Origin of the sequence: Nocardioides taihuensis, assembly GCF_042657275.1 — a bacterium.
Classification (GTDB): Bacteria; Actinomycetota; Actinomycetes; order Propionibacteriales; family Nocardioidaceae; genus Nocardioides; species Nocardioides taihuensis.
Genome location: NZ_JBHSKD010000007.1, coordinates 176214 through 191523 on the forward strand (window position 1 = coordinate 176214; position 15310 = coordinate 191523).

Below are 15310 nucleotides of genomic sequence, written 5' to 3' on the forward strand. Positions count from 1 at the left end.
GATCGCCCGCATGAGCGTCGAACTCGGCCAGGGCACCGGGCCGCTGCGCGGGATCAGAGTCGTCGAGATCGCGGGCATCGGGCCCGGGCCGCACGCGTGCCAGATCCTGGCCGACCTGGGAGCCGACGTGGTCCGGGTCGAGCGGCCGGGCGGGCAGCTGCTCGCGGGCGGGCCGCACAACCTCCTCAACCGCGGCCGACCGAGCGTCGCGCTCGACCTCAAGCACCCCGACGCCGTGCGCACCGTGCTCGACCTGGTCGCCGGGGCCGACCTGCTCGTCGAGGGCATGCGGCCCGGGGTCGCGGAGCGGCTGGGGCTCGGCCCCGACGAGTGCCGCGCGGTCAACCCGCGCCTGGTCTACGGCCGGATGACCGGCTGGGGCCAGGACGGCCCCTGGGCGCACGCCGCCGGCCACGACATGAACTACATCGCGATCACCGGCGCCCTCCACGGCCTGGGCCAGGACAAGCAGCGCCCGCACTTCCCGACCAACCTGGTCGGCGACTTCGGCGGCGGCTCCACCTACCTGGTCATCGGCCTCCTCGCCGCGTTGCTCGAGGCCCGCGTCAGCGGCGAGGGCCAGGTGGTCGACGCCGCGATCGTCGACGGCACCGCCCACCTCAACACGATGACGGCCGCCTTCCTCGCCGCCGGCACGTACAAGGAGGAACGGGCCGCCAACCTGCTCGACGGCGGCGCGCCGTTCTACGACCTCTACGAGACCGCGGACGGCCGGCACATGACCGTGGGCGCGCTCGAGCCGCAGTTCTTCGCGACGTTCACCGAGCTGCTCGGCATCGCCGACCGCGCGCCGGGACAGTTCGACCTCGAGCGCTACGACGAGCTCCGCGCGCTGATCGCGGACACGTTCCGCACCCGCACCCAGGCCGAGTGGTGCGCGGTCTTCGACGGCACCGACGCCTGCGTCGCGCCCGTGCTGCCGCTGTCCGAGGCCCGCCACCACCCGCACCTCAGCGCCCGCGGGACCCTCGTCGAGCACGACGGGCTGCTCCAGCCGGCTCCCGCGCCGCGCTTCTCGCGCACCCGGCCCGAGCTCGGCCTGCCGCCCGCCCCCGAGCCCGGCGCCCACACCCGCGAGGCCCTCCTCGCCTGGGGTGTCACCGACGTCGACGCCCTGCTCGCCAGCGGCGCCGCGGTGCAGGCGTGAGGCGGTCGTGAAGCCCTTCCTCTTCCTCGGCACCCGCGCCGAGGACGAGGCCGCGGACGACGAGTACGCGGCGGTGCTGCGCTGCGCCGGCCTCGACGAGCGCGACCTGCGCCGGGTCCGTCTCGAGCGCGACCCGCTCGCGGACGCCGTCGGTGCGGTCGACCTCGACGACTGGTCCGGGGTCATGCTCGGTGGCGGCCCCTTCAACAGCAGCGACCCCGAGGACACCAAGTCCCGGACGCAGCTGCGCGTCGAGGCCGACCTCCGCGGCCTCGCGGCGCAGGTCATCGACGCCGACGCGCCGTTCCTCGGTGCCTGCTACGGCGTCGGCGTCCTCGGCGGCCTGCGGGGCGGCGTCGTCGACCGGACGTACGGCGAGCCGATCGGCTGCGTGGAGATCACGCTGACCGCCGAGGGCGAGCGCGACCCCCTGCTCGGCCGGCTGCCCCGGCAGTTCGCGGCGTTCCTCGGCCACAAGGAGGCGGTCCGCGAGCTCCCGGCCGGTGCCGTGCTCCTGGCGAGCTCGACGACCTGCCCGGTGCAGGCGTTCCGCCTGGGCCAGAACGTCTACGCGACCCAGTTCCACCCCGAGCTCGACGTCGAGGGCCTGTGCACCCGCGTCGAGGTCTACCGCCACCACGGCTACTTCCCGCCCGGCGAGGTCCGCGACCTGCAGGACATGGCGCGCCGCAGCGTCGTCACCGAACCCGCCCGCATCCTCGCCGGCTTCGTCGAGCGGTACGCCCGTGCCTGATCCAGGTCCTGACCCCGGCCCCGTCCCCGGTGACGCTCCGGAGCACGTCGACGTGCTCGTGGTCGGCGCGGGGCTCTCCGGCATCGGCGCCGCCTGCCGCCTCCTCGAGGCCCACCCGCACCGCAGCGTGGCCCTGCTCGAGGCCCGCGACGCCAGCGGCGGCACCTGGGACCTCTTCCGCTATCCCGGGATCCGCTCCGACTCCGACATGTTCACCTTCGGCTACGCCTGGCGACCCTGGGTCGGCGACCGGGCGCTCGCCGACGGCGACAAGATCCTCGACTACCTCCGCACCGTCGCCCGCGAGCGCGGCGTCGACCGGCTGATCCGCTACCACCACCGCGTCGTCGCGGCCTCGTGGGACTCGACCGACGCCCGCTGGACGGTGCGGGTCGACGTCGCGGGCGAGACCCGCACGTTCACCACCGGCTTCCTCTACATGTGCGCCGGCTACTACGACATGGAGCACCCCTACACCCCGGACTTCCCGGGCCTCGAGGACTTCGCCGGCGAGGTGGTGCACCCGCAGCTGTGGCCCGCCGACCTCGAATGGACCGACCGCGACGTCGTCGTCATCGGTAGCGGGGCGACCGCGATCACGGTCGTCCCGGCGATGGCGGAGCGCGCCCGCCACGTGACGATGCTGCAGCGCTCCCCGACGTACGTGCTCAGCCTGCCCGGCCGCGACCCGGTCGCCCGGCGCCTGTCGTGGCTGCCGCCGCGCGTGCGCTACCGGATCGTGCGCGCCAAGGCGATCCTGGTCTCGCTCGCCTTCTACCAGTTCAGCCGGCGCCGGCCCGCGAAGGTGCGCGCCTTCATCCGCAAGCAGACCGCCGCCCAGCTGCCCGAGGGGTACGACGTCGACCGCCACTTCCGGCCGGCGTACGACCCGTGGGACCAGCGCGTCTGCTTCGTGCCCGACGGCGACCTCTTCCGCGCCATCCGCCACGGTCGCGCCTCGGTGGTCACCGACACCATCGAGACCTTCACGCCCACGGGCATCCGGCTGGCCTCGGGCGAGGAGCTGATCACCGACCTCGTCGTCACCGCGACCGGGTTCGACCTCAAGGTCCTCGGCGACGTCGAGCTCACCGTCGACGGGCGCAGGGTCGACCCGTCCGCCACCGTCGCCTACCGCGCGCTGATGCTGGCGGGGGTGCCCAACTTCGCGTTCACGATCGGCTACACCAACGCCACCTGGACCCTCAAGGCCGACCTCGTCGCCGACTTCGTGGTGCGGTTGCTGAGCCACCTGGACGAGCACGGCTACCGCAGCGTGGTCCCTCGTGAGCAGGGCGACGTGCGGCCGGTGCCGCTGATGCTGCTGGAGTCGGGCTACATCCGGCGCTCCGCCCACCTGCTGCCGCGCCAGGGCGAGCAGGACCCGTGGCGGCTGAAGCAGAACTACCTCGTCGACCTGCGCACCATCCGCCACCGCCCGCTCGAGGACGGCGTGCTGCGCTTCTCCTGACCGGCCGGAAAGCGCACGGATGCCACGGTTGGGGGCGGTTTACCCTAGGGTGGAGCCACAGCTCGTCCAGTCTTGCCGCGTGCTGTCCGTGCGTCGAAGCCCCAGCTCCGCACGAGCCAGACCTCCGGTCCGGCCGTGGTGAGGCAGTCCCACAGAATTGCGAACCACTTCCTTGTCCTCCCAGAACTTCGCCGTGCTCGGCGTCCCCTCCTCCCTCGCCCGGGTCCTCGCGGACGCCGGCATCACCACCCCCACCCCGATCCAGGCCGCCACGCTGCCCGACGCGCTGGCCGGCCGTGACGTCCTCGGCCGCGGCCGCACCGGCTCCGGCAAGACCTACGCCTTCCTGCTCCCGCTGGTCGCACGCCTCTCCGCCTCCGGGCTCCCCGCGGGCCCGCGGAGGCCGCGGGCGCTCGTGCTGGCCCCGACCCGCGAGCTCGTCGGCCAGATCCACGAGGCGCTCAAGCCGCTGGCCAAGTCCGCCGGGCTGACCAGCCAGACCGTCTTCGGCGGCGTCGGCCAGAACCCGCAGGTCCAGGGCCTGCGCCGCGGTGTCGACATCGTGATCGCCTGCCCCGGCCGGCTCGAGGACCTGATGGGCCAGGGCCACTGCCACCTCGACGCGATCGAGGTGACGGTCCTCGACGAGGCCGACCACATGGCCGACCTCGGCTTCCTGCCCGGCGTACGGCGCATCCTCGACCGCACCCCCGGCGACAGCCAGCGTCTGCTGTTCTCGGCGACCCTCGACCGCGCCATCGACGTGCTGGTCAAGCGCTACCTCCACCAGCCGGTCACCCACGAGGCCGACTCGGCGCAGTCGCCGGTCGCCGCGATGGAGCACCACGTGCTGCACCTCGGCCGCGAGTTCCGGGTGCCGGTGCTGATCGACCTGACCAGCGCCCCCGGACGCACCGTGGTCTTCACGCGCACCAAGCACGGCGCCAAGGCCCTCGCCCGGCAGCTCAACCGCGCCGGCGTGCCGAGCGTCGAGCTGCACGGCAACCTGAGCCAGGGCGCCCGCACCCGCAACATGGAGGCCTTCCACAGCGGCCGCGCCGAGACGCTGGTCGCCACCGACATCGCCGCCCGCGGCATCCACGTCGACGACGTCGCCCTGGTCATCCACGCCGATCCGCCGGTCGAGCACAAGGCCTACCTGCACCGCTCGGGCCGCACCGCCCGCGCCGGCAAGGCCGGCACCGTGATCACCCTCGCCACCGACGACCAGGCCGGCGACGTCCGGCGGCTCACCCGGGCGGCCGGCATCAAGCCGCAGACCACGCGGATCGACTCCATGCGCCACCCGCTGCTCGCCGAGCTGGCACCCGGCGAGCGGGTGAGCGTCGCCGTGTCCGACCGCCCGGTGGTGGAGCCGCCCACCTCGGGCCCGAGCCGGGCGCGTCGCTCGGGCGGCAACGGCGGCCCCTCGCGCCGTCGTCGCGGTGCGCCGCGCAAGGGCGGCTCGGGCCGGACCTCCTCTTCCGGTCAGGGCTCGACGCGTACGGCGTCCTCGTCGCACAGCGCGGCCGGGTTCAGCGGGCGTCGCGGCTGACCCACCCACGGCGCCGGCCACCCTGAATCGCCCCCGTAGAGTCGCGGCGAAGGGTGGTGATCAGGTGCGGACCTTCCTCCAGCGCTCGCTGTGGGACGTCGTCCCGCGCGACCACCGGGAGAGCCGCGAGGCACTGCGTCGGCGCCAGCTGGTCACGGCCGTCACGGTGGTCGTGGGGGGCACGCTGCTCGGGCTCTCGCTGCGGCTCGACCCCGGCAGCGACTGGTTCTACGCCGCGACCTTCGGCCTCGCGGCCGTCTGGACCCTCGGCGCCTTCCTGTCCGGCCCCCTGCACCTCGGCCGGATCGCGCGCCGCGACATCCACGTGCGTCCGGTGGTCTCCCCGATCCTGCTCGGCCTGGCGCTGGCCGGCGTGTTCGTCGTCGGCGGGCTCGTGGTGCGCCAGCTCCCGACCCTCGAGCGGCAGGTCAGCTCGGTGCTCGACTTCGCCGACCAGGGCTCGGTCCCGATCCTGGTCGTGGTCACCGCCGTCAACGGGATCGCCGAGGAGCTGTTCTTCCGCGGGGCGGCGTACGCCGCGATCACCCGCGACCCCGTGCTCTGGACGACCGTCGCCTACGTCGTGGCGACGCTCGCGACCGGCAACGTGATGCTCGCCTTCGCCGCGATCCTGCTCGGCGCCGTCGTGGGGCTCGAGCGGCGCGCGTCCGGCGGGATCCTGGCGCCGATCCTCACCCATGTCACCTGGTCGGTGACGATGCTGCTCGCGCTGCCGCTCGTCTTCGGCTGAGCGCCCCGCGGCAGCGGCCGGCTACGGCCGCCCGGCCTCCTCGAGCGCGATCCGCACCGCCTCGGCGTACGGCATCGGCTCGAAGGGCACGACCTCGCGGATGCTGTCGTCGGTCACCACGACCTCGGTGCTCATCGAGTCGATCAGGTTGCGCCCCGTGGTGACGTCGACGTCGGTGACGAACGCCAGCCAGTGCGAGGAGAGGCTCGGCGAGAGCAGCGGCACCTTGATGATCGGCTTGCGGTGCCCGCCGCGCACCTCGGCCGCGACCTGGAGCATCTCGAGGTAGGTGAGCACCTCGGGGCCGCCGATCTCGAAGACCCGGCCCATCGCCTCGGGCAGGTCGACCACGCCGGCGAGGTAGTGCACGACGTCCTCGAGCGCGATCGGCTGGGTGCGGGTGGTGACCCACTTGGGCACGATCATGGCCGGCAGGTTCTTGACCAGCTGCCGGGTCAGCTCCCAGGAGATGCCGCCGGCGCCGACCACGATCGCCGCGCGCAGCACGGTGACCGGCACGCCGCCCTCGCCCAGCACCGACTCGACCTCGCGGCGCGAGCGCAGGTGGGGGGAGAGGTCGTCGCCGTCGGCCCCGAGCCCGCCCATGTAGATGATCTGGCGGACGCCGTTCGCGGCCGCCGCCTTGCCGAACGCGCGCGCTGCCTCGGCGTCCTTGCGCTCGAAGTCGCGGTCGTCGAGCGAGTGGACGAGGTAGATCGCGACGTCCACGCCCTCGAGGGGCTTGCTCAGCGAGGCACGGTCGTGCACGTCGCCGCCCACGGCCTCGCCGGGACCGTCGTACGCCTCGGGGCGCCGGGTCATCGCGCGCACGGTGTGCCCGTCCTCGATCAGCCGCGGCACCAGCCGGCGTCCGATGAAGCCGGTGGCACCGGTGACCAGGACGGTGCAGGGCGATGCGGTCATGCAGTCACCCTAGGGAACGGGTGGGTGCCACGGGGGGTCGCGCCTGCGCGAGGTCAGCCCGTGCGCGTGCGCCACGCCAGGTAGCGCCGCGCGGCCCAGCCGAGGAACCGGTTGCGGTCGGCCCGCTCGAGCAGACCGACCCTGGTCCGGTACGCCAGGGCCCGGGTGCCGCTCGCCGCCCGCTCGGCGCCGCCCGCCGACGGGGCCTCCTTGCGCCGCCGGGTGCGCCACCAGTAGTTGCCGTAGTGCTCGACCGTGCCCGTGAGTGCGGTCAGTGCCGCGGAGGCGAGCTCGGCGTCCCCGACGTCGCCGGGATCGGTGCCGGGGCCCGCAGAGCCGGGCTCGGGCACGAGGTGCTGCGGGTCGCCCACCACGTGGTAGCTGCCGGCGGCGAGGAGCGCGACGGTCTCGCGCCCCTTCTCCGCGACCCAGGCCAGCTCGGAGGCGGGCAGCCGGAACGACGTGCCCGACGCCCGCTCGTGCAGGGCCGGCTTGAGCACGCGGTTGACGAGGTAGAGGTACTGCCGCTCGTTGAGCCGGTCCCCGAGGCCCTCGTTGAGCCGGCGCAGCAGCTCGGTCTCGACCACGCCGACCGAGGAGTTGTCGCGGGTGGTCGTGGGGGTCAGCGTGGCCGGGTCGAGGTCGGTCGCCTCGGCGAAGAGCTCGAGGAGGCGGGTCGGCGGCGCCCCGGCCGGCGGCACGACGACGACGTGGATCCGCTCCTGCGGCACCGCCGACTCCCAGGTGGCGAGCACGCGCGCGAGGTCCTGGCGCAGCCAGAACGCGACCCCGGCGGTGGCCGGCCCCTCCTCGGGGTCGCGCACGGCGGCCACGAACTCCGCCCACGTCCAGGTGCGCCCCTTGGAGAGCTCCTGCTGCCACATCGAGCCGAGCACGCGGCCGAGGTCGCGCACCGTGACCACGACGTGCACCTCGGCGGGGGCGAACGCCTGCACGACCTTCTTCACGTGCGGCTTGCGCGCGTTGACGAGGAACTCCTCCGACAGCACCACCGAGCGGCCGCGCCACGGGGTGGTCACGTCGAGCAGCCGGCGCCACCCGCCGGCCACGCCCTGCTGGTCGACGTCGCGCAGCCGCCGGCCGAGGAGGTCCCAGAAGGCCTCGGTCTGGAAGTGGTGGTTCTTGCCCGGCACCAGCACCCCGTCGGCCGCGAGGGCCTCGCGGCTCTCCAGCAGGCACTGCTGGAGGTACGTCGTGCCGGTCTTGGGGAGCCCGACGTGGATGTAGACCCGCTCGGTCATGCGCACCGCCTCTCGGCCGGGAGCGTACCCAGCCGCCGGATCAGCGGGCCCGCTGGGCGATGCCCTCGCGCTTGGTCTCGTCCATGGCGGCCTCGTACGCCGACACCAGGCTCGCCACCGACAGCGGCTTGAGCCGCTCCACGACCTCCTGGAGCTTCTCGGGCGACGCGCCCGACTCCTTGTACGCCGGCCAGACCATCGTGCGGAACAGCTCGTAGAGCTCCTCGGCGATCGCCCGCCCGTGCGCGGCGTACACGTCCGCGGCCGCGATCGCGGCCTCGGTGGGGAAGCCGAGGTCGAGCAGGCCGAGGCCGACGGAGAGCTGCGAGACCGCCACCTCCCACCGCCCGCGCTTGGTGCGCAGCACGATGCCCAGTGCCGCGAGCGTGGCCAGGTCGTCGTCGGTCAGCGAGCGCCCCGCCCGCTGCTCGAGCTCCGCGCGCGAGAGCTCCACGGCGGTGTCGGCCTGCCACGGCGCGAGCATCGCGCGGTGCAGCGCGACGTCCTCGGGGCTGGCGTTGGTCGGGATCTGCGCGACGTAGCGCTCGATCGCGGCGAGCGTGAAGCCGTGGCTCTGCAGCTCGCGCACCAGCTCGAGGCGTGCCACGTGGTCGGCGTTGTAGTAGCCCGACCGGCCGCGACGGATCGGGGGCGGCACCAGTCCCTTGGACGTGTAGAAGCGCACGTTGCGCACGCTCATCCCGACCCGTGCGGTCAGCTCGTCGAGGGTCAGCAGCTCCCGCTGCGACGCCACCGCCTGGTCCACCGTCCACACCTCCGGGCCATCCGTCGTGTGGCCTCCGTCACCACAGGAGAGTTCGTGACAGCAACAGTGTCACAATCGCCAGCATGCCAGAAGCATTCGTCTTCGATCACCTCCGGACCCCCCGCGGCAAGGGCAAGGCCGTCGGCGCGCTGCACGAGGTCAAGCCCGTCGACCTGATGGTCGGGCTGCTCGACGAGATCCAGGTGCGCAACCCGTCCTTCGACCCGCACCGCGTCGACGACCTCGTGCTCGGCGTCGTCTCGCCGATCGGCGAGCAGGGCGGCGACATCGCCAAGACCGCGGCCCTGGCCGCCGGCTACCCCGAGACCGTCGCCGGCGTGCAGCTCAACCGGTTCTGCGCCTCCGGCCTCGAGGCCGTGAACCAGGCCGCCGCGCGCGTGCGCAGCGGCTTCGAGGACCTCGTCCTCGCTGGTGGCGTCGAGTCGATGAGCCGGGTGCCGATGGGCTCCGACGGCGGCGCCTGGGCCTCCGACCCCGCGACCGCGCTCCGCACCGGCTTCGTCCCCCAGGGGATCGGCGCCGACCTGATCGCCACGCTCGAGGGCTGGGGCCGGCCCGACGTCGACGCGTACGCCGCGGAGTCGCACCACCGGGCCGCCAAGGCCTGGGCCAACGGCTACTTCTCCGACGCCGTCGTGCCCGTCAAGGACCGCAACGGCCTGACGATCCTCGACCACGACGAGCTGATCCGCCCCGACACCTCGCCCGAGGGTCTGGCCGGGCTCAAGCCGTCGTTCGCCGACATCGGCGCCCAGGCGGGCTTCGACGACGTCGCCCTGGAGAAGTACCACTGGGTCGAGCGGATCGACCACGTCCACCACGCCGGCAACTCCTCGGGCATCGTCGACGGCGCCGCGCTCGTCGCGATCGGCAGCGAGCAGGTCGGGCACGACCTCGGCCTCACCCCGCGGGCCCGGATCGTGGCCACGGCGGTCTCCGGCTCCGACCCGACGATCATGCTCACCGGCCCGGCGCCGGCGGCGCGCAAGGCGCTGGCGAAGGCCGGGCTCGGGGTGGAGGACATCGACCTCTTCGAGATCAACGAGGCATTTGCGGCCGTCGCGATGCGGTTCATGCGCGACCTCGGCATCTCCCACGACATCACCAACGTCAACGGCGGCGCGATCGCGATGGGCCACCCCCTCGGCGCGACCGGCGCGATGATCCTCGGCACGCTCGTCGACGAGCTCCAGCGACGCGACCTGCGCCGCGGGCTGGCCACGCTCTGCGTGGGCGGCGGCATGGGCATCGCCACCATCGTCGAGATCGTCTGACCCGCGGACCCGGAAAGGCACACCGTGACCACCACTGAGACCCAGTCCGCCGTCCACTACGAGCGCGACGCCGACGGCATCGTCACCCTGACCCTCGACGACCCGACGTCGAGCGCCAACACCATGAACGAGCTCTACCTCGACTCGATGAAGGCGGCCGTCGACCGGCTGTACGACGAGGTGGCCGACGTGACCGGCGTCGTCGTCGCCAGCGCCAAGAAGACCTTCTTCGCCGGCGGCAACCTCAAGAAGATGGTGCAGGCCCGGCCCGAGGACGCCGCTGATGTCTTCGCCATGGGCGAGGCGGTCAAGGCCGGGCTGCGCCGGCTCGAGCAGTACCCCCGCCCGGTGGTCGCCGCGATCAACGGCGCCGCGCTCGGCGGCGGCTACGAGATCTGCCTGGCCTGCAACCACCGCGTGATCGTCGACGACCCGAAGGTCGAGATCGGCCTGCCCGAGGCCTCGCTCGGACTGCTCCCCGGCGGGGGCGGCGTGACGCGCGTCGTGCGGATGCTCGGCATCCAGTCCGCGTTGATGGACGTGCTGCTCCAGGGCACCCGCTTCAAGCCCGGGCCCGCCCGGGAGAAGGGCCTCGTCGACGAGCTCGTCGCCACCCGCGAAGAGCTGGTGCCGGCCGCCAAGGCGTGGATCCGGGCCAACCCCGACGCGGCGCAGAACCCGTGGGACGCGCCGGGCTACCGGATGCCCGGCGGCACGCCGAGCAGCCCCAAGCTCGCGGCGTTCCTCCCGGCGTTCCCGGCGCTGCTGCGCCAGCAGACCAAGGGCGCGGTCTACCCGGCCCAGCGCGCGATCCTCTCGGCCGCGGTCGAGGGCGCGCAGGTCGACTTCGACACCGCCTCGCGGATCGAGTCGCGCTACCTGACCAGCCTGATCGTCAACCAGAACTCCAAGAACATGATCCAGGCGTTCTTCTTCGACTTGCAGGCGATCAACGCCGGCAAGCTGCGCCCCCAGGGCGTCCCGCCGTGGAAGGCGACCAAGGTCGGGGTGCTCGGCGCCGGGATGATGGGCGCCGGCATCGCCTACGCCTGCGCCCGCGCCGGCATGGAGGTCGTGCTCAAGGACGTCGCCGTCGAGAACGCCGAGAAGGGCCGGGCCTACAGCGAGAAGCTGCTCGACAAGGCCATCTCGCGCGGCCGCTCGACCCCGGAGAAGAAGGCCGACCTGCTGTCGCGGATCACCCCGACCGCCGACCCGGCCGACCTCGCCGGCTGCGACCTGGTGATCGAGGCCGTCTTCGAGGACCCCTCGCTCAAGCACCGGGTCTTCGCCGAGATCGCGCCCCACGTCAATGCCGACGCGCTGCTCTGCTCCAACACCTCGACCCTCCCGATCACCGAGCTGGCCACTGGCGTGGACCGGCCCGCGGACTTCATCGGGCTGCACTTCTTCAGCCCGGTCGACAAGATGCCGCTGGTCGAGATCATCCGCGGCGAGCAGACCTCCGACGAGGCGCTGGCCAGGGCCTACGACGTCGTCCAGCAGATCCGCAAGACGCCGATCGTGGTCAACGACAGCCGCGGCTTCTACACCTCGCGGGTGATCGGCACGATGGTCAACGAGGGCCTCGCGATGCTGGCCGAGGGCGTGCACCCGATGTCGATCGAGCGCGCCGCCACCCAGGACGGCTACCCGGTCGGGCCGCTGCAGCTCTCCGACGAGCTCAACATGGAGCTGATGGCCAAGATCGCCCAGGCCACCCGCGACGCCGCCGACCGTGACGGCCTCGAACTCCCCGAGCACCCCGGCACCGCGGTGGTGACCCGCATGCTCGAGCTCGGGCGGCCCTCGCGGCTCCGGGGCGCGGGCTTCTTCGAGTACGAGGACGGCCGCCGCACCCGGATCTGGCCCGGCCTGGCCGAGGCGTTCCCGCCCGCGGCAGAGCAGCCGGACTTCGACGACGTCAAGGACCGCCTGCTCTTCGTCGAGGCCCTCGAGACCGCGAAGTGCTTCGAGGAGGGCGTGATCGAGTCGGCCGCCGCGGCCAACATCGGCTCGATCATGGGCATCGGCTTCCCCCCGAACACCGGCGGCGCCGCCCAGTTCATGACCGGCTACGAGTCGCGCGCGGGCCGGATCGGCCTGGCGGCGTTCGTCGCCCGCGCCGACGAGCTGGCCGAGCGGTACGGCGAGCGCTTCCGCCCCACGGCGTACCTGCGTGGTCTGGCCGAGCGCGGGGAGTCGTTCCCCGCCTGAGCACTTTCGGGGACACGGGGCCTTTACCTCGGGAAGAATCGGTCGGGTGACCGAGCAGACCCACGTGGCCGCGCCCCTCGTCGAGGTGCGCGGTCTGCACGTGCGTTTCGGCGAGGTCGAGGCGGTCAACGGCATCGACCTCGAGGCGTACGCCGGACAGGCCACCGCGCTGCTCGGCCGCAACGGGGCGGGCAAGTCGACCACCATGCGCGTGCTCGCCGGCGTGGTGCCGCCGACCGCCGGCGCGGTCACCGTGGCGGGTCACGACGTCCGCACCGAGGCGCTGGCGGTCAAGCGCGTGGTCGGCTACTGCCCCGACGTGGGCGGCCTGGTGCCGCGCGCGACGCCGTGGGAGCACCTCCAGCTGTCCGCACGGCTGCGCCGGCTCCCGGAGTGGGAGACCCGGGCCCGCGACCTGCTGGAGAAGTTCGAGCTCGGTGACGTGGCCCACCGGGTCACGGCCGGCTTCTCGCACGGCATGGGCCGCCGGCTCTCGGTGGCGCTGGCGGCGCTCCACGAGCCCGACGTGCTGCTGCTCGACGAGCCCTTCGACGGCGTCGACCCGATCGGCGTCGAGGCCACCATGGACGTCATCGCCGACGCCCGCGCGCGCGGCGCGTGCGTCCTCGTCTCGACCCACCTGCGCGAGCTCGCCGTGCAGGCCTGCGGCCACGTGCTGGTGCTGCGCGGCGGCGCCCGCGTGGCCACCGTCGACGCGCTGGAGATGACCGGCGAGGAGGGCGCTCGTGCCTACCGCGGCCTCCTCGACTGAGCGACGCACCCAGCCCCACGAGCCGACCTGGTGGGACCCGGTCCGCGACGTCGGCCACCTGCTGCGCTTCCGGGCCGGCACGACCGGGCGCCGCCGCGGCGTACGGATCGCGCTCGTCGCCGGGCTGCTGATCACGCTCGGCGCCGCCGTCGTGCCGGCGTTCACCCCGGGTGCCGGCGGGTCGGGTCGCGCGTTCGACATGCTGATCCTGCTCCCGACCCTCTTCGCCGGCTTCCTGGCCCTGGCCGTCGTCTCTGCCGTGGTGTCCGGCGGTGGCCGCGAGCTGATCGGGCGCGAGCAGGCCGTGGCCTACCCGATCAGCCCGACCACCGACCACCTCGGCGCCCTGCTCCTCGCGCCGGTCAACATCGCCTGGCTGCTCCAGGCCTGGGTGCTGCTCGGTGTCACGTCGTACGCCGTGCCCCGTGACCAGCTCGTCCCGGCCCAGGTCGTCGTCGTGCTCTGGCTGGTGGTCGCCACGGCCCTGGCCCAGGTGATCGCGTGGAGCGGCGAGGCGGTCAGGCGGCGCCCGAGCGGGCAGCTGGCGATGCGCGCACTCGCGGTCCTCGTGGGCGCGACGGCGGCAGCGCTCCAGCTCACGCACCGGCTCACCTCGACCCTCGACCTCGTGCCCACCAAGTACGTCGTGACGGGAGCGCTGGGCGGCTTCAGCTGGGGCTGGGCGCTGACGACCCTCCTGCTGCTGGTGATCCTCGTGTCGGCGATCGTGGCCGGCTCGGTGCCGGCCAACCGCGCCGCGCGTCGGCTGCCCCACGACGAGGCTCGCGTCGAGAGCGGTGCCCGCACCGTGCGGCCGCTGCCGCGCTCGGACCTCGCGGCGTTCCTGCGCATCGACCGTGCGTCGGTGTGGCGGGCGGTGCCGATGCGGCGCGGCATGTTCGTGCTCGCGGTCGGGCCGGGGCTGGTGGCCATCGCCGGCGACCTGCCGTGGACGACGATGACCGTCCTCCCGGGCCTGGTCGCCTCCGGTGGCGCCCTGCTCTTCGGCGTCAACGCCTGGTGCCTCGACGGCCGTGGCGGCCTGTGGCGCGAGAGCCTGCCGGTCGGCCCCCGGACGGTGTTCGTCGCGCGCTCGCTGGTGCTGGCCGAGTTCCTCGCCCTGGCCTCGCTGATCACCATCGTGCTGGCCTCGCTGCGCGCGGGCCTGCCGACCACCGCGGAGCTGACGGCGCTGCTGGCGACCTGGCTGGTCGTCACGGTGCAGGTCGTGTCGGCGGCGATGCGGTGGTCCGCCCAGCGGCCCTACTCCGTCGACCTGCGCTCGGCCCGCGCCACCCCGGCGCCGCCCCTGATGATGGTCGCCTACTCCAGCCGCCTCGCCGTCAGCACCACGCTCACCGGCCTGGTCTTCTCCGGCCTGGCCCACGTCCCTGCCTGGCAGGTCTCGGTGCTGGTGGCCCTGCCCTTCCTCCTGTGGTCGTCGGTGCGGCTGATGCGATCGGAGACCCGCTGGGCCGACCCGGTGCAGCGCGCCCGCGTCGTGATGACCGTCACCGGCTGAGGCCCCGCACCGGCCGCGGGCCCCCAGCCGGCCGTCCGGCGTCAGTGCGAGTGGAACCAGGGGTGGTGCAGGTCGTAGAACCGCGCCCCGGCCATCGCCTCCTCGAGGGTCGCCCGGATGTCGTCGGGCATCTCGGGCATGGCCCGCTGCTCGCCCTCGCGGGCCGCGGCCTCCGAGGTGAAGGCGATGGTCTCGGTGAAGGTGCCGTCCTCCTCGACGGCAAGCGTGGCGCCCAGGATCTCGGGCCGCGCCTGGTGCAGCATCCGGGTGCTGCTCTCGTCGGTGAGCATCGCCTTGAGCCGCGAGGGGTCGGCGACCCGGCCGCGGATCACCTGCACGAAGCCGGCGGCGTCCGAGCCGCCGTCCATCATCAACGTCACGTCGTCACAGTCGTGGAACTCGATCGGGCCGTCCATGAGGGCGGTCATCCGGCTCGCCCAGGACGCCTGCTCGGGGCGCTCGGAGTTGTGCATCGCCGCCGCACGGTCGGTGAACCGCACGACGCCGACGAACATGTCGTCGTCGGTGAAGCCGAAGGTGCTGCCGAGCCAACCCTCCGACCGTGGACCGAGCTCCTCGGCCCAGCCCTCCGCCAGCGCGCGCAGCTCGTCCTGTCGCGTGCAGCGGCCCTGCATGATCTGGATGAACACCACGGACCTCCTGTCCTGCGCTCAGGCCGCCTCCGGTCGAGGTGGTCTGGGGTGCAACCTTCGACGCTAGGCCGCACTGTGACCCGCGTCACCTGCCGCCCGCCGGTGGTCCGGACCACGCGGCCTCCACCGCTGCCGGATGCCTCGCCGTCGGGCGGCGTGCCGGGTGAGGAGAGACACAGGAAGCACCTCACGATCCGTTC

The 15310-nt window shown here is 73.4% G+C and carries 13 protein-coding genes; 9 read left to right on the plus strand and 4 right to left on the minus strand.

The window, feature by feature from the left end:
- Positions 1–10 precede the first annotated feature (10 nt).
- The 5 genes from ACFPGP_RS06860 to ACFPGP_RS06880 all read left to right on the plus strand — a co-directional run bounded on the left by ACFPGP_RS06860 (position 11) and on the right by ACFPGP_RS06880 (position 5699).
- Positions 11–1168 (plus strand): CaiB/BaiF CoA transferase family protein, encoded by a 1158-nt coding sequence (locus ACFPGP_RS06860; protein WP_378588659.1) that lies wholly within the window; start codon positions 11–13, stop codon positions 1166–1168.
- A 7-nt stretch (positions 1169–1175) separates the two neighbouring features.
- Positions 1176–1922 (plus strand): glutamine amidotransferase, encoded by a 747-nt coding sequence (locus ACFPGP_RS06865; protein WP_378588661.1) that lies wholly within the window; start codon positions 1176–1178, stop codon positions 1920–1922.
- The gene (locus ACFPGP_RS06870) at positions 1915–3393 is read left to right on the plus strand and encodes a flavin-containing monooxygenase (protein WP_378588664.1); all 1479 of its coding nucleotides are present in this window, start codon (positions 1915–1917) and stop codon (positions 3391–3393) included. Before ACFPGP_RS06865 ends, ACFPGP_RS06870 begins: the two co-directional genes overlap by 8 nt.
- Positions 3394–3565: 172 nt before the next feature.
- Positions 3566–4948: a DEAD/DEAH box helicase gene (locus ACFPGP_RS06875; RefSeq protein ID WP_378588666.1), complete on the plus strand. Its 1383-nt coding sequence runs from the start codon at positions 3566–3568 to the stop codon at positions 4946–4948.
- A gap of 64 nt (positions 4949–5012) precedes the next feature.
- Positions 5013–5699 (plus strand): CPBP family intramembrane glutamic endopeptidase, encoded by a 687-nt coding sequence (locus ACFPGP_RS06880; RefSeq protein WP_378588668.1) that lies wholly within the window; start codon positions 5013–5015, stop codon positions 5697–5699.
- A 21-nt stretch (positions 5700–5720) separates the two neighbouring features.
- Here the strand turns inward: ACFPGP_RS06880 and ACFPGP_RS06885 are convergent, their stop codons facing one another.
- Genes ACFPGP_RS06885 through ACFPGP_RS06895 form a run of 3 tightly spaced genes read right to left on the minus strand, consistent with a single transcriptional unit; the run spans position 5721 to position 8651 of the window.
- On the minus strand, positions 5721–6623 hold the full coding sequence (locus tag ACFPGP_RS06885; protein WP_378588670.1) for an NAD(P)H-binding protein: 903 nt from the start codon (positions 6621–6623) through the stop codon (positions 5721–5723).
- A gap of 53 nt (positions 6624–6676) precedes the next feature.
- Positions 6677–7885 (minus strand): hypothetical protein, encoded by a 1209-nt coding sequence (locus tag ACFPGP_RS06890; RefSeq protein ID WP_378588672.1) that lies wholly within the window; start codon positions 7883–7885, stop codon positions 6677–6679.
- A gap of 40 nt (positions 7886–7925) precedes the next feature.
- Entirely contained in the window at positions 7926–8651 is a 726-nt protein-coding gene (locus tag ACFPGP_RS06895; protein WP_378588675.1) for a MerR family transcriptional regulator, read from the minus strand.
- Between the two features lie 83 nt (positions 8652–8734).
- Here ACFPGP_RS06895 and ACFPGP_RS06900 point away from each other — a divergent pair, with 83 nt between their 5' ends.
- Genes ACFPGP_RS06900 through ACFPGP_RS06915 form a run of 4 tightly spaced genes read left to right on the plus strand, consistent with a single transcriptional unit; the run spans position 8735 to position 14457 of the window.
- Positions 8735–9946 (plus strand): acetyl-CoA C-acetyltransferase, encoded by a 1212-nt coding sequence (locus ACFPGP_RS06900; RefSeq protein ID WP_378588677.1) that lies wholly within the window; start codon positions 8735–8737, stop codon positions 9944–9946.
- A gap of 24 nt (positions 9947–9970) precedes the next feature.
- Entirely contained in the window at positions 9971–12163 is a 2193-nt protein-coding gene (locus ACFPGP_RS06905) for a 3-hydroxyacyl-CoA dehydrogenase NAD-binding domain-containing protein (protein WP_378588679.1), read from the plus strand.
- 46 nt (positions 12164–12209) lie between these two features.
- Entirely contained in the window at positions 12210–12935 is a 726-nt protein-coding gene (locus ACFPGP_RS06910) for an ABC transporter ATP-binding protein (protein WP_378588681.1), read from the plus strand.
- A complete protein-coding gene (locus ACFPGP_RS06915; protein ID WP_378588684.1) occupies positions 12910–14457 on the plus strand; it encodes a hypothetical protein in 1548 nt (515 codons plus the stop codon). Before ACFPGP_RS06910 ends, ACFPGP_RS06915 begins: the two co-directional genes overlap by 26 nt.
- Positions 14458–14498: 41 nt before the next feature.
- Here ACFPGP_RS06915 and ACFPGP_RS06920 read toward each other — a convergent pair whose 3' ends face one another.
- Complete coding sequence (locus ACFPGP_RS06920) at positions 14499–15107, minus strand: hypothetical protein (protein WP_378588687.1); 609 nt, start codon at positions 15105–15107, stop codon at positions 14499–14501.
- Positions 15108–15310 lie beyond the last annotated feature (203 nt).